The 19,985-nt window shown below is 33.6% G+C and carries 17 protein-coding genes; 6 read left to right on the forward strand and 11 right to left on the reverse strand.

The genetic code is table 11. The features are described 5' to 3' along the window. Positions 1–17: 17 nt before the first annotated feature. From ACODSB_RS02305 to ACODSB_RS02335, 7 genes are all read right to left on the reverse strand, one after another. Positions 18–596 carry a hypothetical protein gene (locus ACODSB_RS02305; RefSeq protein ID WP_180856901.1) on the reverse strand — a complete coding sequence of 193 codons (579 nt, stop codon included), beginning with the start codon at positions 594–596 and terminating at the stop codon, positions 18–20. Continuing rightward, entirely contained in the window at positions 596–1,876 is a 1,281-nt protein-coding gene (locus ACODSB_RS02310) for an MFS transporter (protein ID WP_488935848.1), read from the reverse strand. The genes ACODSB_RS02305 and ACODSB_RS02310 overlap by 1 nt, the downstream gene beginning before the upstream one ends. Then, the gene (recJ, locus tag ACODSB_RS02315) at positions 1,866–3,566 is read right to left on the reverse strand and encodes a single-stranded-DNA-specific exonuclease RecJ (protein ID WP_488935849.1); all 1,701 of its coding nucleotides are present in this window, start codon (positions 3,564–3,566) and stop codon (positions 1,866–1,868) included. Before recJ ends, ACODSB_RS02310 begins: the two co-directional genes overlap by 11 nt. A 16-nt stretch (positions 3,567–3,582) precedes the next feature. Then, positions 3,583–4,077, reverse strand: coding sequence for a hypothetical protein (locus ACODSB_RS02320; RefSeq protein WP_488935850.1), 495 nt, complete (start codon positions 4,075–4,077; stop codon positions 3,583–3,585). 19 nt (positions 4,078–4,096) lie between these two features. Beyond that, the gene (locus tag ACODSB_RS02325; protein ID WP_488935851.1) at positions 4,097–4,441 is read right to left on the reverse strand and encodes a HopJ type III effector protein; all 345 of its coding nucleotides are present in this window, start codon (positions 4,439–4,441) and stop codon (positions 4,097–4,099) included. A 188-nt stretch (positions 4,442–4,629) separates the two neighbouring features. After that, positions 4,630–5,349, reverse strand: coding sequence for a 16S rRNA (cytidine(1402)-2'-O)-methyltransferase (rsmI, locus tag ACODSB_RS02330; protein ID WP_488935852.1), 720 nt, complete (start codon positions 5,347–5,349; stop codon positions 4,630–4,632). A gap of 114 nt (positions 5,350–5,463) precedes the next feature. After that, positions 5,464–6,507: a DUF8457 domain-containing protein gene (locus tag ACODSB_RS02335; protein ID WP_488935853.1), complete on the reverse strand. Its 1,044-nt coding sequence runs from the start codon at positions 6,505–6,507 to the stop codon at positions 5,464–5,466. 245 nt (positions 6,508–6,752) lie between these two features. On the opposite strand from ACODSB_RS02335, the gene ACODSB_RS02340 reads away from it, so the two are divergent. Both ACODSB_RS02340 and ACODSB_RS02345 read left to right on the forward strand, forming a co-directional pair. Continuing rightward, positions 6,753–7,343: a thymidine kinase gene (locus tag ACODSB_RS02340; RefSeq protein WP_053473446.1), complete on the forward strand. Its 591-nt coding sequence runs from the start codon at positions 6,753–6,755 to the stop codon at positions 7,341–7,343. Positions 7,344–7,390: 47 nt separating this feature from the next. Continuing rightward, the gene (locus ACODSB_RS02345) at positions 7,391–7,810 is read left to right on the forward strand and encodes a hypothetical protein (RefSeq protein ID WP_488935854.1); all 420 of its coding nucleotides are present in this window, start codon (positions 7,391–7,393) and stop codon (positions 7,808–7,810) included. Between the two features lie 783 nt (positions 7,811–8,593). Here ACODSB_RS02345 and rpoN read toward each other — a convergent pair. The 4 genes from rpoN to ACODSB_RS02365 form a co-directional block, all read right to left on the reverse strand. Beyond that, on the reverse strand, positions 8,594–10,054 hold the full coding sequence (gene rpoN / locus ACODSB_RS02350; RefSeq protein WP_053473445.1) for an RNA polymerase factor sigma-54: 1,461 nt from the start codon (positions 10,052–10,054) through the stop codon (positions 8,594–8,596). Positions 10,055–10,182: 128 nt separating this feature from the next. Continuing rightward, the gene (locus tag ACODSB_RS02355) at positions 10,183–10,578 is read right to left on the reverse strand and encodes a GxxExxY protein (protein WP_053473444.1); all 396 of its coding nucleotides are present in this window, start codon (positions 10,576–10,578) and stop codon (positions 10,183–10,185) included. Positions 10,579–10,765: 187 nt separating this feature from the next. Continuing rightward, on the reverse strand, positions 10,766–12,211 hold the full coding sequence (asnS, locus tag ACODSB_RS02360) for an asparagine--tRNA ligase (RefSeq protein WP_488935855.1): 1,446 nt from the start codon (positions 12,209–12,211) through the stop codon (positions 10,766–10,768). A 698-nt stretch (positions 12,212–12,909) separates the two neighbouring features. Continuing rightward, positions 12,910–15,276 carry an efflux RND transporter permease subunit gene (locus tag ACODSB_RS02365; RefSeq protein ID WP_488935856.1) on the reverse strand — a complete coding sequence of 789 codons (2,367 nt, stop codon included), beginning with the start codon at positions 15,274–15,276 and terminating at the stop codon, positions 12,910–12,912. Positions 15,277–15,457: 181 nt separating this feature from the next. On the opposite strand from ACODSB_RS02365, the gene ACODSB_RS02370 reads away from it, so the two are divergent. The 4 genes from ACODSB_RS02370 (at position 15,458) to ACODSB_RS02385 (ending at position 19,916) form a co-directional block, all read left to right on the forward strand. Then, entirely contained in the window at positions 15,458–15,787 is a 330-nt protein-coding gene (locus ACODSB_RS02370) for a DMT family transporter (protein WP_488935857.1), read from the forward strand. Between the two features lie 112 nt (positions 15,788–15,899). Continuing rightward, the gene (locus tag ACODSB_RS02375) at positions 15,900–16,661 is read left to right on the forward strand and encodes a sensor histidine kinase (protein ID WP_053473268.1); all 762 of its coding nucleotides are present in this window, start codon (positions 15,900–15,902) and stop codon (positions 16,659–16,661) included. Beyond that, positions 16,624–17,343: a LytR/AlgR family response regulator transcription factor gene (locus tag ACODSB_RS02380; protein WP_488935858.1), complete on the forward strand. Its 720-nt coding sequence runs from the start codon at positions 16,624–16,626 to the stop codon at positions 17,341–17,343. Before ACODSB_RS02375 ends, ACODSB_RS02380 begins: the two co-directional genes overlap by 38 nt. A 302-nt stretch (positions 17,344–17,645) precedes the next feature. Further along, a complete protein-coding gene (locus tag ACODSB_RS02385; protein WP_488935859.1) occupies positions 17,646–19,916 on the forward strand; it encodes a cation:proton antiporter in 2,271 nt (756 codons plus the stop codon). Positions 19,917–19,985 lie beyond the last annotated feature (69 nt).

A 19,985-nucleotide genomic window follows, 5' to 3' on the forward strand; every position in this document is an offset into this window, starting at 1 on the left:
CGAATCAATTTGAATTTTTATTTCAATAAAGTATATATAGTAGTGTCTTTTGCAAAATAGTGATGATCTTTTTCGTCATAATACTTTAAAATGAGATCCATTTTTAAAGTGTCAGTTTTAATTTTAATATCTTCTTTTCTAAAATATAGATTCCTTTCAAATTGAAATTCAGATAATTTCTTTTCAAATAAATAATATTTTTCTTGAGTTACTTTATAAGTACAACATTCTTCCAATCCTCGAAACTCCTTTTTAATTTGAATTTTTTCATTTTCAAATCTTATATCATTTTGGGTGCAAAAGCAAAAAATAAAAATTGATGCTAAAGTAGTTCCCAAAGTTTTATTGATCAACCAGCTGAAAAAAATGAAAACTGGAGAGAAGATATAAATTGAAAAGTATAAAGCCCTTTTTTTAAATGGCTTCACATAATAAAAGAACAAGATGCAAGCTGAAACATAAAGTAGAATTTTAAGAACTAAACGGATATTGGCAATTAAGCTAATTTCGAAAACAACATTAATTATTAAATTAATTAAAAGTATAATTAATGTTGCAAGATGTATTCTTAAAATTATATTTTTAATTTTCGCCATTACTCCTGATTATGATGATCATCCATATCTTTTTTAAGATCTAGATTTCTAAAGGTAGGTGATATAAAACCAAAACCTAAAACCGTCAAAAGTGTGATGCTTCCTCCAAAAATAACCGATGTAACTGTTCCCATCAATTTAGCAGTTGCACCACTTTCAAAAGCACCTAATTCATTAGAAGATCCAACAAAAATTGAATTTACGGCACCAACACGTCCGCGCATGTGATCAGGAGTTTTAAGCTGTAAAATGGTTTGACGAATTACTACAGAAATTCCGTCGGCAAGTCCGCTTAAAAATAAAGCAAAAACCGAAAGCCAGAGCGACGTAGAAAGACCAAATAAGATGATTGATAATCCGAAAACAAATATGGCGACTAAAAGTTTCTTTCCTGCATTTTTGTATAAAGGCACATAAGCAGAAACGAGCATTGTAATAAAAGATCCAACTGCAGGCGCGGCTCTTAATATACCAAATCCTTCAGGGCCGACTTTTAAAATATCCTGCGCAAAAACGGGTAATAATGCAACTGCACCTCCAAAAAGTACAGCAATCATATCAAGCGATAAAGCACCTAAAACAATTTGATTTTTAAAAACAAAAGTTAAACCTTCTGTAAGACTGTCTTTTATCGATTCTCCAATCTTCGGATTTATGATTGGTTTTGTGCTGATTTGTGATAAAGCAACTAGTGAAAGAAGAGAAAATCCGAAAACCAGACACATTGACCAGTGAACGCCAATCCAGTTAATGGAAAATCCAGCCAGTGCCGGACCCATCACGGCCCCGATTTGCCAAACCGAACTACTCCACGTTGCAGCATTTGGATATGCTTTTTTAGGAATAATTAATGATAAAAGAGAGAAAATAGTTGGGCCAAGAAAAGCTCTAACTAATCCGCCTAAAAAGACTAAAGTATAAATGGAATATAAAATAACAGTTGGAGACCAATCGCCCACAACTTTTGGCCAGGTCAGTAAAAACAATCCAAAACTAATTACCGAAAATCCGAGAATACATTTTACCAGCAATCCTTTCTTTTCTTTTTGATCTACAATATGTCCAGCAAATAATGCCATCGAAACAGCTGGAATAACCTCCATTAAACCAATAATTCCCAGTGAAAGCGGGTTTTTAGTTAAACTGTAAACTTCCCATTCTATCACGATAAACTGCATCGCCCAGGCAAAAACCATGCAGAAACGAAGTAATAAAAACACATTGAATTCTCTGTAGCGAAGTGCCTGATACGGATCTGGCTTGTTTGATTTAGTTGTCATTTGTTCTAATGTCTTTCAGCATAAGCTGTGTTGAAATAGTTCCGTTCCATTCATTTTCGGCAATTGTATAAGCCAATTGAAACAGATTTTGATTTTGTGCTATATTGAGTTTTTTTCCGAGTCCGAAGCCAATGGCAGCAATTCCGTCGGAATTAGATTGTTTAACGAAAAGTCTTAAATGCTCTTCTTCTGCGCCCAACGTTTTAGCATAACCCGTATCTTTTATATCCGAAGTCATAAAAACCGGCGTCATATTCTGCGGACCAAATGGCTCAAATTGTTTTAAAATCCGGATGAGTTTTGGTGTAATATCTGAGAAATTTATTTCAGCATCAATTTCGATTTCCGGAGTTCGCATTTCAGGTAAAATAGTTTCCTGTACACATTTCTCAAAAGCTTCTTTAAAAAGCTGATAATTTTCTGCTTTTAAAGTCATTCCCGCGGCATACATATGACCTCCAAATTGTTCCAAATGTTGGGAACAAGCATCGAGTGCATTATAAACATCAAATCCTTTTACAGATCGGGCAGAAGCCGCATATTTGTCTCCGCTTTTAGTAAAAACCAAAGTCGGACGATAATAGGTTTCAATTAATCTCGAAGCCACAATCCCAATCACGCCTTTGTGCCAGTCTTCATGAAAAACAACTGTAGAAAAACGTTCTTCTTCTTTATTTTCCAGAATTTGCTGAAATGCTTCTTTGGTGATTTTTTTATCTAAATCTTTTCGGTCTGCGTTGTATTGTTCAATTTCTGAGGCGAATTGCTGTGCTTGCTCAAAATCAAATTCGGTTAATAATTCAACCGCATGATTTCCATGTTTTATTCTTCCTGCCGCATTAATTCGGGGAGAAATAATAAAAACCACATCGGTAATATCTAAAACTTTCTTTTTTACCTGATGAACCAGAGCTTTAATTCCAGGTCTTGGTTCGCTATTAATTACTTTCAAACCGAAATAAGCGAGAACACGATTTTCGCCAGTTATCGGAACAATATCTGCCGCAATTGCCGTAGCAACTAAATCCAGATAAGGAACCAAATCTTCGATAGTTTCATTTCTGTTTAGACCTAAAGCCTGAATCAATTTAAAACCAACGCCGCAACCGCATAATTCGTCGTAAGGATAGGAACAGTCTTCTCTTTTTGGATCTAAAATTGCAACCGCATCCGGAAGAAATTCCCCGGGTCTGTGGTGATCGCAAATAATAAAATCTATATTTTTTGCTTTCGCATAAGCGATATGATCGATTGATTTTATTCCGCAGTCGAGCGCAATGATTAAAGAAATCCCATTATCGTCTGCATAGTCAATTCCTTTGTAGGAAATGCCATATCCTTCGTCATAGCGATCTGGAATGTAAGTGGCAATATGGGAATAATGTGATTTTAAATAGGAGGAAACTAAAGAAACAGCTGTTGTTCCGTCAACATCGTAATCGCCAAAAACTAATATGTTTTCCTGATTTTCGATTGCCTTTTCTATTCTTGCAACGGCTTTGTCCATATCCTTCATCAAGTATGGATCGTGAAGATGTTCTAAAGACGGACGAAAGAAATTCTTGGCATCTTCAAAAGTATCAATGCCACGCTGAATCAAAAGTGTTGCTACAAAATCTTCTACATTTAGGGCTTGCGCCAAATGTTTGATTTTATCTTCAGAAGGTTTTGGTTTTATGGTCCAACGCATTTTTTAATTGTAGATTTTAGACTTCAGATTTTAGATTCTCAAAACTAGCGTTTATTAAAACTATTAAATCTTCAGGATTTTTATTTTGACTTTTGAAATTGTAAAATTCATTGTTCATTGATATGTCTAACGCTTTTCCATTGCTAATTTTAATTATATATGGAAATCCTTTTCGTTTAGAAACGTTTAGTAACATATGTGAAAGATATTCCCGGTTATCTTCATTTCTAATTCGTTTACCTTCAAGAAAAATCGGTTCAATGTCATTAGTGAGATTTGGAATAATATTTTTTTCGATATAATGATGATTGTTTTTGCGATTGTTGTAACAAAAGAATTTTTTTCCTTCGATCGATATTAAATAATTGCTATATCTTTTTTTGAATCCTTTTTTTTGAAAAAATTCAAATATCAAATAAACCAGAATTACAGGAAAGAATAATATACACAAAGGAATGCCAATTATAAGCAGAAATATTATAATTGGGATTTCTTTTAATCTTTCCTTCATTTTAAAAAGGTATTAGTATTTATTTCAGTTCCAAGGCATTTCCTTCAAACTTAATTCCGTCCCAGCCCAAGTTGATGAAATTTCTAATGTTTTGGTGATTGGTTCCGTTTGGATCTCCTAAAACTTCTTCAAAATAGAAAGCTCCAAAACAAGCTAAAGTTTCTTCTTTGTTTAAGTTTTGCAGTTTTGCAAAAGAAAATAATTTACAAGAACCTGAATTTTCTCCGGCAGCGTTGTGCTGTGTTCCGTTTTGAAAAGCAGTTGGTGTAAAGTTGTAATTTTCTTCGATTACTACAATAGTTTCAGGAAATGTTATTTGGGTTGGAGTTTGTTTTACTTTTTCTAAAAAGGCTTGTATGCTCATATTGGTGGTTGTTTTTTTGCCACAGATTAAAATGATTATAATGATTTTTTATTTTTTTGCCACGAATTTCACGAATTTCCACTAATTTAATTCGTGCTAATTCGTGAAATTGCTTCGCCTGTCGCTATCGCTCGAGTCGTGGCAAAAAATAATCCTTTTAAATCTTTTTAATCTGTGGCATGAATAAATTATTCTTCTTCGTCTTTTGAAAATTTACTTTTCTTAGCTTCTTTTATTATTGTTTTTCCGGCAACGACAACGACGATTTCGCCGCGCGGTGCTGTTTTTTCAAAATGTGCCAGAACTTCTTTTACGGTTCCGCGTACATTTTCTTCGTGTAATTTTGATAATTCCCTTGAAACGCAGACTTGTCGGTCTTCTCCAAAATACTGAATAAATTCAGCTAATGTTTTAACAAGTTTATGTGGAGAAACATATAAAATCATGGTTCTGGTTTCTTCGGCTAAAGCTAAAAAACGAGTCTGACGCCCTTTTTTATCAGGAAGAAAACCTTCAAAAATAAATTTATCATTTGGGAGTCCGCTGTTTACAAGTGCTGGAACAAAAGCGGTTGCGCCCGGAAGACACTCTACTTCAATTTTATTTTCAACACAAGCACGAGTTAACAAAAATCCCGGATCTGAAATTGCCGGAGTTCCTGCGTCTGAAATTAAAGCGATGGTTTCGCCGGCTTTTAAACGTGCAATTAAATTTTCGGTTGTTTTGTGTTCGTTGTGCATATGATGGCTGTGCATGTGCGTACCAATTTCAAAATGCTTTAGCAGTTTTCCGCTTGTTCTGGTGTCCTCAGCCAAAATCAAATCGACTTCTTTCAAAACCCGAATGGCTCTAAAAGTCATGTCTTCAAGATTGCCAATTGGCGTTGGAACTATATATAATTTTGACATATTTTATTTTAATGTTTAAACACGAATTTCACGAATTGACACAAATTATAAGTGCTTTTAAAAAATTTCACAAAGAAAAAATTCGTGCTAATTCGTGTAATTTGTGTTCTATTTCTAAGCGAATTTTTTCTCAATAATTCCAAGAAAACGTTCTGCATAATCGTCTTTTCCTTCCCAATTATTATAATCCGGTTTTACCATGTTTTCGATAAAATCCTTTGCTTCTGCATAAGAATCAAAAGTTAGTAATTGGTTTAAAACGCGACTGTAATCTTCTGTACTGTTTCCGAAAAGATTTTTTGTAAAAGCGATTCTATCGTTCAAATCAATATGAAAACCTTTTGCTAATTTTTCGTTTAAAGAAATTGATTTTGGTTCTTTCGGAGTTTCTAAAACTGGGATTTCAATATTCTTTTTCTCTTTTAAATCATTGTTTGAAGAAGAAACAGGCTCAAAACTGTCCACTTTTACAAATTGTGCATCAGCATAATTGATCCCGAAATCCTCAAATGCAATTGGAATAGGTGTTCCTTTTGATTCTGTTTTAGGTTCTTCTTTAATTTCCTCTTTTATTTCTTCTGTATCTAACTCAAAAGCAGGTTTAAAATCTGGAATTGGTTTTAAATTATTTACAGTCGTAAACGAAAGTTCTTCGATATTATTTTTTGAATCTTCTGTCTTTTCAATTTCTTCTGTAACTTCTGGCTGCGGAATTTCTGCACCAATTGGTTCTTCTGTTTTTTCTTCAACAGGTATTTCAGATGCTTCTTGAACAGCTTCGGGAGTTGTTTCTTCAGGAATTTCTGCTGTTATTTCTTCGATAATCGCAGGTTCAGGAGTTTCTTCTTCTTTAACTTCATCAACAACTGGAACTTCAGAAGTTTCTTCAGCTTTAATTTCTTCAACAATAGCTGGAGCAGTAGCAGTTTCTGTCTGAATTTCTTCTTTTTCAAAAATAGCTTCAATTTCAGAACTAATTTCGCTGTGGCTGATTGTTGGTTTAACTTCGTCAAAATTTTCATCGACAAATTTTAAAATCGCTAATTTCTCGTATAATTTCTGAGTTTCAAGATATAATTGATTGATATCGGATTTATTTTTAAGTTTTAAAATTCGATGTGCAATGCTGATTAAATCGGCTTCCAATTTTTTTTTCATAACTGTTGAAATTATAGTGAATAAGGTATTTTAGTGTATTTGATGCTTGAATGTCTTTATTCTTAAGGAAAACGGACAGATATTTTAAAGATATTTTTTATTTCTGTTAATAAGCGTCTGCCAATCCCTGATTTGATAAAAATTTTCTACTTTTGAAAAAATGTAAAACAGCACATTTTTACGTCGATTTATTACCAGTACAAAGTAATAAAAACTATTCATTTTTAAAGGCAGAAAAATACAAAATGTTTCTCGAAAATACAGTAAATCACAAAGAACAATTTGGTTGGATTGAAGTTATTTGTGGATCAATGTTTTCGGGTAAAACCGAGGAATTAATCCGCAGATTAAAACGCGCCCAGTTTGCCAAACAAAGAGTCGAAATTTTTAAACCTGCTATTGATACCCGTTATCATGACGAATTGGTGGTATCTCACGATGCCAACGAAATTCGTTCTACGCCAGTTCCGGCTGCAGCCAATATTGCTATTTTAGCACAAGGCTGTGACGTTATTGGTATTGACGAAGCTCAGTTTTTTGATGATGAAATTGTTACAGTTTGTAATGATCTTGCTAATCAGGGAATTCGTGTGATAGTTGCAGGTCTTGATATGGATTTTAAAGGAAACCCTTTTGGACCAATGCCGGCACTTATGGCTACTGCCGAATATGTAACGAAAGTTCACGCTGTTTGCACCAGAACCGGAAATCTTGCGAATTACAGTTTCCGTAAAACGGATAATGATAAATTGGTAATGCTTGGTGAAACCGAAGAGTATGAGCCGTTGAGCCGTGCGGCCTATTTTAAAGCGATGAAAAAAAACCAGGAAAAATAAATCCAAATTCTATTTAATTTTAATAACCAATACAAGAAAAGCAAAGTATGAGAAAACAGAATATCTTACTATTAGTTTTGATTGGAATTGCGGTGGCTTTAGCTGTTTTTTTTCAATTTTTTCTTTCTGAAAAAGCAGATGAGGTAAGCACTGAAATAACAGAATTAGTTGAAAAATATAATAAAAGTTGTCCGCTAAAAATTCAGGAAGGCATTCGTTTAGATAGTGTTAGTTTACATGAAGAAAGAGTTGTTCAATACAATTTGACATTGCTAAATGTAGAAAAAGACGTCGCTGAGGTTAATGTTATACAAGACGAAATTGAGAAAAGTCTTTTAAGTACAGCAAAAGCAAATCCGGGACTTCAGGTTTTTAGAGATAATGATTATACTTTGATTTATAGTTATAGTGACAAAAAGAAAGGATTTTTGTTTACGGTGAAAATATTACCGGATCAATATAAATAATTTGAACTTTTACAAATTGGTAAACCCGACAGGTTTTTAAAACCTGTCGGGTTTGTTGTTTTTTAGAAGTCATTCCATTCCATACATTCCATAGGAATGTTTTATCGGTAGAAAAATATTGGATTTGTGAGGTATACGTTCCGTAGAAACGTTTGATTAATATAACAGACATCGTTTTAATATAAAAAACCAAGTGTCCCGAAGGGACACAATGCCAAACGCTATTTTTTTTTCTACCAACCAGATATTCCTACGGAATAACAAATAATATCAATTAATATAAACTGGACAGAAGTCCAGTTCTACAAAATAATTCGTTCCTTCGGAACTAAGAAAGAGCCAGAGGCTCGATCCATATTGTAGGGCTGGACTTCAGTCCAGTTTAAGATGTAATGATGAGTAAAAGCACAACCCGATTTTTTAAAAACCTATCGGATTTGTTGTTTTTAAAAGGAAATATTCATTTCGTAGGAATGTTTCATTGGTAGAAAAATATTTGTTTGTGAGGTATACGTTCCGTAGGAACGTTTGATTAAATCGAATGATGAATAATCTCAATTAATGTAAACTGGACTGAAGTCCAGCTCTACAAAATAATTCGTTCCTTCGGAACTAAGAAAGAGCCAAGAGGCTCGATCCATATTGTAGGGCTGGACTTCAGTCCAGTTTATAAAAAATATGGTTTGGAAAGCAAAAAATAAAAAGCCCGATAGGTTTAAAATCTATCGGGCTTTAATTATTTTAAATGAACTTATATTTCTTATATGGTTTAAAAAATCAAACCTAAATTTTCTTTCTCATTCTTGCAACCGGAATATCAAGTTGTTCACGATATTTTGCAATAGTTCTTCTTGCAATTGGATAACCTTTTTCTTTTAAGATTTCGGCCAATTGATCGTCCGGAAGCGGTTTCTTTTTGTCTTCTTCTTCAATTGTATTCTTAAGGATTTTTTTGATTTCTAAAGTCGAAACATCTTCACCTTGGTCATTTTTCATGGCTTCAGAGAAGAATTCCTTAATCAGTTTTGTTCCGTATGGCGTTTCCACATATTTACTGTTAGCAACACGCGAAATCGTCGAAATATCCAAACCAACCATATCTGCAATATCTTTTAAGATCATTGGTTTTAGTTTGGTTTCGTCGCCGTCCAGGAAAAATTCTTCCTGATAATGCATAATCGCATTCATCGTTACAAAAAGTGTTTCCTGACGTTGTCTAATCGCATCGATAAACCATTTAGCCGAATCCAGTTTTTGTTTGATAAACTGAACTGCATCTTTCTGTGCCGTCGATTTATCACGAGAATCTTTATACGTCTGCATCATTTCTTGATAATCTTTAGAAACGTGCAGGGAAGGAGCATTTCGCCCGTTTAGAGTTAGTTCCAATTCGCCATCCACAATTCTGATAGCAAAATCCGGAACCACATTTTCAGTTACTTTATTATTCCCTGTAAAAGAGCCGCCCGGTTTTGGGTTTAGTCTTTCAATTTCGTGAATCGCTTTTTTAAGCTGTTCGTTCGAAACGCTGTATTTCTGTAATAATTTGTCGTAATGTTTCTTTGTAAAAGCATCAAACTGATTTTCAATAATATCGATTGCCAAGTCAACATATTCAGTTGGCGTTTTATGCTTTAATTGTAACAATAAACATTCCTGTAAATCACGCGCTCCAACTCCCGAAGGTTCAAGTTCATGAATGACATGCAGCATTTTTTCGACCATTGCTTCATCAGTATAAATTCCCTGAGTAAAAGCCATATCGTCTACAATATCCGGAACACTTCTGCGGATATAACCCATATCATCAATACTTCCAACAAGAAACTCCGCGATTTCGCGTTCTTCATCGTTTAAAATAAAAGTATTCAGCTGATTGATTAAATCCTGATGAAAACTAATTGGCGAAGCAAAAGGCGTTTCGCGTTCTTCATCATCACTATAATTGTTAACCTGAGTTTTGTAATCTGGAGTATCGTCGTCGCTTAAGTATTCGTCAATATTAATGTCGTCTGCTTCGATTCTGTCAGATTCTGCATCATCATAATCGTCGTAGTCTTCATTTGCGAATTCATCCGCTTCGTATTCTTCTTCTTTTCCTGCTTCAAGAGCCGGATTTTCGTTCATTTCTTCTAATAAACGTTGTTCAAAAGCTTGCGTAGGCAATTGAATTAACTTCATCAGCTGAATTTGCTGTGGAGATAATTTTTGGGATAATTTTAAATTTAAAAATTGCTTTAGCATGATAAGGCACTACTTTTTTTAGCCACTAAGACGCGAAGGCGCAAAGTTTTTTATTTGTTTTTTGTTTCTTGCCACAAAGGCATTAAGCCACAAAGTTTTTTTTTGCTTTCTTATATTTCTATGAAAACTTAAAATACTCTTTTTGTATTTATAAATCTTCTGATGCCACTCTTTATTAATGGAACATTGAAGTTAATTAAAAATCCTAAATCTTTATTTAGCAATTTTAATTGACTTATAATTTGTGCTTCCCAAACCGGATTTATTTGCTCAACCGCTTTTATTTCTATAATTATAGAATCTTCAATCAGTAAATCTAATCTTAATCCTTCGCTAAATTCAATTCCATCATAAAAAATTGGAATATCAACCTGACGTTTTACATCAAGACCAGCTTTTGTGATTTCATGGGCTAGACAAACTTCATAAACTCTCTCTAATAATCCAGGTCCAAGTTGTTTATGAACCTTAAATGCCGAGTTTACAATTATTTTTCCAATTTCTTCCGTTCTTTCAGAGAGCATATTTTTTTTGGGTTTTGCCACGAAGGCGCAAAGGCACAAAGTTTTATTTTGAAAGTTTTTAAATCTTCATTAAACAATAAAATAATACTTGTGAATTTGTGTTTTCGTGGTATTATTTTAAAATTTTTAGAGTCTTTAATCAATTAAAAATAAACTTAGCGTCTTTGTGCCTTCGTGGCAAAACTTTTTAGAATTCCGCGCTACCAGGAGTTCTTGGGAAAGGAATTACGTCTCTAATGTTTGTCATTCCTGTTACAAACAATACCAAACGCTCAAATCCTAAACCGAAACCTGCGTGAGTTGCAGAACCAAATCTTCTGGTGTCTAAATACCAGTATAATTCTTCTTCGTCGATTTCCAGAGCTTTCATTTTTTCAACCAAAACATCATAACGCTCTTCTCTTTCAGAACCTCCAACAATTTCTCCAATTCCAGGGAAAAGGATATCCATTGCACGAACTGTTTCTCTTCCTGCTTCTGTGTTATCGTTCAAACGCATGTAAAACGCTTTAATGTTTGCTGGGTAATCGTATAAAATTACCGGACATTTAAAGTGTTTTTCAACTAAATAACGTTCGTGTTCAGATTGTAAATCAGCTCCCCATTCTTCAATGATATATTGGAACTTTTTCTTTTTATTTGGAGTTGAATCTCTTAAAATATCAATAGCTTCCGTATAAGAAACACGTTTGAAATTGTTCTCCAATACGAAGTTCAATTTCTCTAACAAAGCCATTTCGCTTCTTTCCGCTTGTGGTTTTGATTTTTCTTCTTCAAGAAGTCTTCCTTCTAAGAATTTCAAATCATCTTTACAGTTGTCTAAAGCATATTTAATTACATACTGAATAAAATCTTCAGCCAAATCCATGTTGTCATCAAGGTCGTTGAAAGCAACTTCTGGCTCGATCATCCAAAACTCTGCCAAGTGACGAGAAGTGTTAGAGTTTTCAGCTCTAAAAGTTGGTCCAAAAGTATAAATCTGACCCAAAGCCATAGCAAAAGTTTCACCTTCTAATTGTCCAGAAACCGTCAAGTTCGTATGTTTTCCGAAGAAATCTTTTTTGAAATCAATATTTCCTTCTTCATTTTTTGGAAGATTGTCAAGTGGTAAAGATGTTACCTGAAACATCTCTCCAGCACCTTCAGCATCAGCTCCAGTAATAATTGGTGTGTTTACGTAAACAAAACCTTTATCTTGAAAATATTTATGAACTGCATAAGACAATACCGAACGAACACGCATAATTGCTCCAAACGCATTTGTACGTACACGTAAATGTGCTTTTTCTCTTAAAAATTCTAAAGTATGTTTTTTAGGCTGCATTGGGAATTTTTCAGGATCAGAATCTCCAAGAATTTCCAATTTAGTAACCTGAATTTCGTATTTCTGACCCGCACCTTTACTTTCAACCAAAGTTCCAAATACAGAAACCGCAGCTCCGGTCGTGATTCTTTTTAAAGTCTCTTCCGGTGTATTTTCAAAATCAACAACACATTGTATATTATTAATGGTAGAACCGTCATTAAGCGCGATGAACTGATTATTTCTAAAAGTTCTCACCCATCCTTTTGCATTCACTTCCTGTAGCGTCGTCGTACTGTTTAATAAGTCTTTAACCTTTGTGTGTTTCATTTTAATTTTAGATTTTTTAGATTTCTGATTTTAGCTTAAAACAAAATCAGTGTTTTTTATATCGAATTGCAAATATAAACGATAATAATTAATTTTTGAAGCTGTTTCCTGCTATCCGCTATATCTTTTTCTTGCTAAAGGAGCAAGAAAAAGGATGTCGCTTCTATCAGGGCTAGGGCATTCGGTTTCATGAGAACCATTTTAGATGCAGTTTTCATTCCGAGGAACGAGGAATCGCACTAGTAATTCCGTAAAGCAAGTCACTAATAGTTGTCGAGCTTCGAGTGAGATTTCTCCTTTATCGAAATGATAGACTATTTAGAGATTAGGTATTATTCCATAAGTAATATATAAAATCGACTTCAAAAAATACTGCAAACAAAATTGCTATTAATAATGAAATAGAAAATGCTTTACGAGTTTGATTTTTTACTAAAAGATTAGATTTTTGTAAAATGAATTTTATTATAATTCCTCCAATCATTGTGTAAATAAAAATAGACAAACAAAGAAATATAAAGTGGATAAACGTTATAAATCGTGCTAGTCCATATTGTCCTTCAGCTAAACAATTGATACTATATAAAAAAAGTAATGCAATTGCTGTAATTCTTTTCTTTACCATTTTAATTCGTGCTAATTCGTGACTCGAGCGATAGCGAACAGGCGAAGCAAATTCGTGGCAAAAAATAAAAACCTTACTTCTCCAAATTCTCCAATTCCTCTTTCTTAGTTTTCTTCTTCTCAAAGGTCAAAACCAACGAAGGCAAAACAACCAAATTCGCAAACATTGCAAAAGCCAAAGTACAAGAAATTAATCCTCCAAGCGCAATAGTTCCGCTAAAGCTTGATAATGTAAAAGTTGCAAAACCTAAAATCAAAACAACCGATGTATAGAAAGTACTGATTCCAGTCTCTCTTAAAGCACTGAAAACAGATTTCTTCACTTTTCCGCCGCTTTGAAGCAAGTCATGTCTGTATTTCGCCATAAACTGAATCGCATTATCAACCGAGATTCCAAAGGCGATACTAAATACCAAAATCGTCGAAGGTTTTAACGGAATTCCAAAATAACCCATTAATCCTGATGTAATACAAAGCGGTAAAACATTTGTAATTACAGATGCCATTACCATTTTGAAAGAACGGAATAAATATAAAATCAGGATTGCAATCGTTAAAATAGCGAATATTAATGACTCAATTAAGTTTTCAACCAAATACGAAGTTCCTTTCTGGAAAACCAATGCTTTTCCGGTAACGGTAACTTCAAAACGATCTTTTGGGAAAATTTCATCGATTTTGCTGTGAAGTTTTTTCTCCACTTTAGCCATTTCATCCGTTCCAATATCTTTCATGAAAGTCGTGATTCGGGCATATTGTCCAGTTGAATCAACATAAGCTTTCATTAAATTTTCTTTGCTGTTTTTGGTCGCATTTTTAGCATAACTCAAAATAAAAGTCTGCTCCTGCGAAGTTGGCAATTGATAATATTCCGGATTTCCGTTATAGAAAGCCTGTTTAGAATATTTAACCAAATTCACAATGGAAACCGGTTTTGCCAATTCTGGAATTTCAGCAATTGTATTTTGCAGTTCATCCATTTTACGAATCGTTGAAGCCTTCATAACACCTTTTTTCTTTTTGGTGTCAATCATGATTTCAAGCGGCATAACTCCGTTAAACTCTTTTTCGTAAAATAAAATATCTTTAAAGAAAGAAGAGCTTTTTGGCATTTCACCAATCAAACTTCCTGAAACTTTCATTTGTGAAACTCCAATTACGCTGAAAACCAAAAATAAACCGTAAACAATATAAACGTATCGACGTTTTGTTTTAACTACATCTTCGACCACATTTAATAAAGTCGAAATGTAAGTTTTAGTCAAATGATATAAATGTTTTTCTTTTGGCAATGGCATAAAACTGTATACAATTGGCACAATGAAAAGTGTCAGTAAATAAACAGAAATCACGTTGATTGAAGTTACCAGACCAAATTCAAAAAGAAGATCATTTCCGGTAATCATAAACGTAGCAAAACCAATTGCGGTAGTTAAATTGGTCATTAAAGTCGAAACCCCAATTTTTGAAATTACACGCTGCAGCGCCTTAGCCTGATTATTATGTAATTTAATTTCCTGCTGATATTTATTGATCAGGAAAATACAGTTTGTAATTCCGATAACGATAATCAACGGTGGAATAATTGCTGTTAAAATCGTGATTTTATAACCAAATAATCCAAGTGTTCCAAACGACCAGATTACACCAACAATTAAAATACAAATCGAAATAAAAGTTGCTCTGAAAGAACGAAAAAAGAAAAAGAAAATCAACGAAACAGTCAATAAAGCCGCACCAATAAAAAGACCAATTTCGCCTTTCATATCAGCCGCATTGATCGTTCTTATGTATGGCATTCCAGAAACTTTAAGATCAATTCCGGTTGTTTTTTCGAATTTATCGATTTTCGGAACCAGATTTTCAAGAATAAAAGTTTTTCTTTCAGCAGTATTTACCAGTTTTTTATTGATGTAAATTGCAGAACGAACGCTTCCGCTTTCTTTATTGAATAACAATCCTTCGTAAAAAGGTAAATTATGGAATAAATCATACTGAACGCTTTTTAAATAGGCTGGGTCTAAAACTTTACTTTGATCGATAAATGGCGTTAAAACGAATTTTTCATTAACGGTATCTTTCTCCAGTTTTTTTAAATCGTTTAGTGAAACAACTAAATCTACTTCTTTAGATTTTTTTAAACCCGTCATTAATTCATTCCACGCAGCATAATTCTTTGGAGTAAAAAAGTTTTTATCCTGAAAACCAATTACAACCAGATTTCCTTCTTCACCAAACTTGTCTAAGAATTTTTGATATTCTTTGTTTGCGATATGATCTTTTGGAAGCAGGTTTGCTTCAGTATAAGTCATAGAAAGGTTTTTCCATTGGTAACCAAGGAAAATAGTTAAAGCAGAAAGGATGACCAGAATTGTGATTCTGTTTTTAAGTATGATTCGGGCTAATTTTTCCCAGAACCCAACTTTAATAGCGTTTTTCATAAAATCTTTAAAAATGGTTGCAAATGTAGTGAAAACTGCTCAAAATCATAAACAATCGATTGTATTTTACTTAATGTTAACACAAATCGGCACCTGAATATTTTGTGATAAATTTCCTGCTTTTTGCTGTTTAGTCGCTAGCTTTTCTCATATTTGCAGTTAATTTAAAAATGAAAAGAAAATGAATTGGATTTTATTGATTATTGCCGGACTTTTTGAAGTTGGATTTGCATCATGTCTAGGAAAAGCAAAAGAAACATCAGGAATTACATCAACTTATTGGATGGTTGGTTTTTTTGTATGTCTTTCAATCAGTATGATTTTATTGTATAAAGCAACACAAACTTTACCAATTGGTACTGCTTATGCCGTTTGGACAGGAATAGGCGCAGTTGGAACTGTTTTGGTTGGGATTTTTATTTTTAAAGAACCGGCAACCTTTTGGAGAATATTTTTCCTTACAACATTAATTGCTTCAATTATTGGGTTGAAATTCGTTTCAAGTCACTAAAAATATATGCCACAGATTTCACAGATTTAAAGGATTTTTCATCAAAATAATTATTTTTAATCTGTGAGAATCTGTGTAATCTGTGGCAAAAAACTTTAATTATCCTTAAACAATGCAGGAAAACAATACCACAACTTTTATATTTCTAGCCATTCTTTTACTGTTAATTATCATAATTTGTTTTATGATATATCAATTAACGCAGGCAAAAAAGGCAAAAGATAACGCCGAAAAAAGTTTTTATGCGCTCGAAGCAAAAGTAAACGACTTGCAGTTAGAGAATTTAGAGTCAAAACTAAATCCGCATTTGTTTAAGAATATTTTGAATTCAATTCAGTCGCACGCATATCAAACTTATTTTGCTCTGGATAAACTGGCCAATGTTCTGGATTATATTTTATACGAAAGCAAAAAGAAATTCGTAACCGCAAAAGAAGAAATAAACTTTGCACTGAATTTAATCGAAATCAATAAAATCAAAATCAGTCCGCTTTTTGAACTGAAGATCAAAACCAATATCAACGAAGATGATAAATTGTACGATCAGCCTTTGCTGGCGCCTTTGATTTCGATTGATTTAATTGAAAATGCCTTTAAACATGCCGATCTTCAAAGTGCCGATGCTTTTATTTCGGTAGTTTTTGAATTTCGTGATAACGCTTTTTCTATGACCGTTTCAAATAAGATTTCAGATAAAAAAGTATTGAAAAAGGAGCGAAGCGGTTTTGGTCACGCCACTTTAGAACATCGTCTGCGCATTATTTACAAGAATAATTTTAAACTTGATAAATTTGTAGAAAACGATGTTTATATTGCCCATCTAAAAATAGATTTACTTGAATACAAAACTGAAATGCTTGCTTCTGGACGATGAGATTCCGGGATTAACGTACTTGAAAATGCTTTGCGAACAAATTCCTGAACTGGAAATCATAAAGACATTCAATAATCCGCAGAAACTTTTGTCTGATATTCCCGAACTCGAATTTGATTTGCTAATTTCAGATATCGAAATGCCGGGAATGGACGGACTTCATCTGGCTGAAATGGTTGGTAATAAATTAGTGATTTTTTGTACCGCCTATAAAGAATATGCCGCCGATGCTTTTAATATCGATGCGGTAGATTACATCACAAAACCGGTAAAACTGGAACGTTTGCAAAAAGCAGTCTCAAAAGCTTTAGAACGTTTTGAAAAGCCGGATGCATCTAAAAAATTTATTCAGTTAAATACCGATAAAGGAAAAACACTGCTTTATTTTAATCAGATTCAATACATCAAAACCGCTGCAAGTGACAGTCGGGACAAAACGGTTTTACTTGCGGACGGAAGTTTTTTAAATTTGAAAAATGTAAAATTTGATACACTTTTAAAAGAATTACCTGAAACCGATTTCTGCCGAATTAACAAAAAAGAAATCATTGCCGTAAAAGCGATAAAATTCTTCAACCACAACGAAATTGTACTGCATTATGTTGAAGAAAACAATAAAAACACTACTTTAATTTTAAGCGAAACTTACCGTTCTGATTTTTTGAAAAAGGTAAAATTATAAGCTCTTCGACTTCGCTCAGAGTGACAACACAGAACGTTTAAGAATAAAGTTTTAGCTATAATTTGAATTTGAAATTTCAGGATTTGGAATTTTATTTTACTGTCAGGCTGAGCGAAGTCGAAGCCCTTTTTAGTTCCATAGGCCTTCGACTTCGCTCAGGATGACAATGCTTTTTCGATGTTGCTTTTAACTTATTACAAAGTTTTTCCGACTTGTTACATACATTGAAAATTAGGTGTAAATTTACTTTTCCACTTGAAGCCCACTTCTGATATTTGCGGCAATAATTAAAAGAACGAGTTATGAATAACATTAAGAACTCCTTATTCTACGTAACCATTATTGGAGGTTTTACCGCTCTGATATATTGGGTAATTTCAAAAGGCGCTGCATTAGAAGTAGGCCGTAATATCATTAAGAAAAAAATCGAAAGTAATCATTGGAATGATTTTCTTCATTCAATGGTTGAAAATTTACAGCATCCATTAGCTATTTTACTGGCACAGATCGTGACTATTATTTTAGTGGCACGTTTGTTTGGGTGGTTTTTTAGAAAAATTGGACAACCGTCTGTAATTGGTGAAATGATCGCCGGAATTGTTCTTGGGCCGTCTTTAGTTGGGATGTATTTCCCTGAATTTTCTGCAGCGTTGTTTCCAAAAGAATCCTTAGGGAACTTACAATTTTTAAGTCAGATTGGTTTAATTCTTTTCATGTTCGTTATTGGAATGGAACTGGATTTAAAAGTGCTAAAAAACAAAGCACACGATGCCGTTGTTATTAGTCACGCCAGTATTGTAATTCCGTTTGCATTAGGATTAAGCTTAGCATATTATATATATCATACTTTTGCGCCGGTTGGTGTGGAGTTTGCTTCTTTCGGATTGTTTATGGGAATTGCGATGAGTATTACTGCATTTCCGGTTTTGGCCAGAATTGTGCAGGAAAGAGGTATGCAGAAAACCAAACTCGGAACCATTGCCATAACGTGTGCCGCTGCAGATGATATCACGGCTTGGTGTATCCTGGCTGTTGTAATTGCTATTGTAAAAGCAGGTTCTTTCACGAGCGCGTTGTATGTAATTGGTTTAGCAATTTTGTATGTAATTATAATGTTGAAAATCGTTCGTCCGTTTCTAAAACGTGTTGGAGATTTAAATTCAACAAGAGAAAGTTTAAACAAACCAGTTGTTGCGATTTTCTTCATTACACTTTTAATTTCGGCATACGCTGCTGAATTAATCGGAATTCATGCTTTATTCGGAGCTTTTTTAGCGGGAGCAATCATGCCGGAAAACAATAAATTCAGAAATATATTTATTGAGAAAGTAGAAGATGTTGCGATAATTGTATTACTGCCATTATTCTTCGTATTTACAGGTTTACGTACACAAATAGGTTTGCTTAATGATCCCGGATTATGGAAAATTACCGGATTAATTATAGCGGTTGCCGTGGCCGGAAAATTCTTTGGAAGCGCATTAGCAGCAAAATTTGTGGGGCAAAACTGGAAAGATAGTCTGGCGATTGGAGCCTTAATGAATACGAGAGGTTTAATGGAACTGGTTGTTTTAAATATTGGATATGACCTTGGTGTTTTATCTACAGAGATTTTTACCATGATGGTTATTATGGCATTGGTAACCACTTTTATGACAGGTCCGGCCTTAGACTTCATTGGGTTTATTTTTAAAGATAAAATCACCGCTATTCCGCAGGAAATTGGAAATAAAAGTAAATACAAAATACTGCTTTCATTTGGAACTCCTGAAAGAGGAAAAAAACTGTTGCAAATTGCCAATAGTTTAGTTAAGAAGCAGCAGGATAATTCGATCGTAACAGCGATGCATTTGTCTTTAAGTACAGAAATACATTCGTTTGATATAAAAGAACATGAACGTAAAATGTTAGTTCCGGTTATTGACGAATCGCACAAACTGAATCAAAATATGGTCAGTCTGTTTAAAGTTTCTAATGATATTGATACCGATATCATTGACGCAGCGAACCAAGGAGAATATGATTTACTATTGGTTGGTTTAGGACAGTCTATTTTTGATGGAACTTTACTTGGAAAAATTCTTGGTTTTACAACCCGAATCGTAAATCCGGATCGTTTAATCGACAAGTTTACCGGAAAAGAAGGTTTATTTGAAAATAATCCTTTTGATGAAAGAACGCGTCATATTCTTGCAAAAACCAAAATGCCGGTTGGTATTTTTATTGATAAAGATCTTGAAGAAGTAAATCAGGTATTCATGCCGATTTTTAGCCGTGAAGATGCTTTTTTAATTGATTTTGCTAAAAAATTAATCAATAATAATGGTTCGCAAATTACAGTTCTGGATGCCAGCGGAGAAGTAAAAAACACACGCGATATTCAGGAAACGATTCGTTCTATCGAGCAAATTGCACCAAATCATATTATGATTATGCACGACAGAACAATCAAAAAAGATTTTCTGGATAGTCAGAACTTAATGATTATAAGTTTAGACAGCTGGAAAAAGTTGATTGAATCTCAAAGTACATGGCTGAATAATACGCCTTCGGTGCTGATTTTGAAGCCATAGGTAGTTTTAAAATTTCAATATTTAAATTCCAAATTCCAATTTTTATGATTGGGTTTTGGGATTTTTTTT

This window comes from Flavobacterium sp. FG68 (genome assembly GCF_057808895.1).

Excerpts from the sequence above, each read along its gene's own strand:
- ACODSB_RS02305 (WP_180856901.1), bottom strand. The coding sequence starts at position 596 with ATGGCGAAAATTAAAAATATAATTTTAAGAATACATCTTGCAACATTA.
- ACODSB_RS02310 (WP_488935848.1), bottom strand. The coding sequence starts at position 1,876 with ATGACAACTAAATCAAACAAGCCAGATCCGTATCAGGCACTTCGCTAC.
- recJ (WP_488935849.1), bottom strand. The coding sequence starts at position 3,566 with ATGCGTTGGACCATAAAACCAAAACCTTCTGAAGATAAAATCAAACAT.
- ACODSB_RS02320 (WP_488935850.1), bottom strand. The coding sequence starts at position 4,077 with ATGAAGGAAAGATTAAAAGAAATCCCAATTATAATATTTCTGCTTATA.
- ACODSB_RS02325 (WP_488935851.1), bottom strand. The coding sequence starts at position 4,441 with ATGAGCATACAAGCCTTTTTAGAAAAAGTAAAACAAACTCCAACCCAA.
- rsmI (WP_488935852.1), bottom strand. The coding sequence starts at position 5,349 with ATGTCAAAATTATATATAGTTCCAACGCCAATTGGCAATCTTGAAGAC.
- ACODSB_RS02335 (WP_488935853.1), bottom strand. The coding sequence starts at position 6,507 with ATGAAAAAAAAATTGGAAGCCGATTTAATCAGCATTGCACATCGAATT.
- ACODSB_RS02340 (WP_053473446.1), top strand. The coding sequence starts at position 6,753 with ATGTTTCTCGAAAATACAGTAAATCACAAAGAACAATTTGGTTGGATT.
- ACODSB_RS02345 (WP_488935854.1), top strand. The coding sequence starts at position 7,391 with ATGAGAAAACAGAATATCTTACTATTAGTTTTGATTGGAATTGCGGTG.
- rpoN (WP_053473445.1), bottom strand. The coding sequence starts at position 10,054 with ATGCTAAAGCAATTTTTAAATTTAAAATTATCCCAAAAATTATCTCCA.
- ACODSB_RS02355 (WP_053473444.1), bottom strand. The coding sequence starts at position 10,578 with ATGCTCTCTGAAAGAACGGAAGAAATTGGAAAAATAATTGTAAACTCG.
- asnS (WP_488935855.1), bottom strand. The coding sequence starts at position 12,211 with ATGAAACACACAAAGGTTAAAGACTTATTAAACAGTACGACGACGCTA.
- ACODSB_RS02365 (WP_488935856.1), bottom strand. The coding sequence starts at position 15,276 with ATGAAAAACGCTATTAAAGTTGGGTTCTGGGAAAAATTAGCCCGAATC.
- ACODSB_RS02370 (WP_488935857.1), top strand. The coding sequence starts at position 15,458 with ATGAATTGGATTTTATTGATTATTGCCGGACTTTTTGAAGTTGGATTT.
- ACODSB_RS02375 (WP_053473268.1), top strand. The coding sequence starts at position 15,900 with ATGCAGGAAAACAATACCACAACTTTTATATTTCTAGCCATTCTTTTA.
- ACODSB_RS02385 (WP_488935859.1), top strand. The coding sequence starts at position 17,646 with ATGAATAACATTAAGAACTCCTTATTCTACGTAACCATTATTGGAGGT.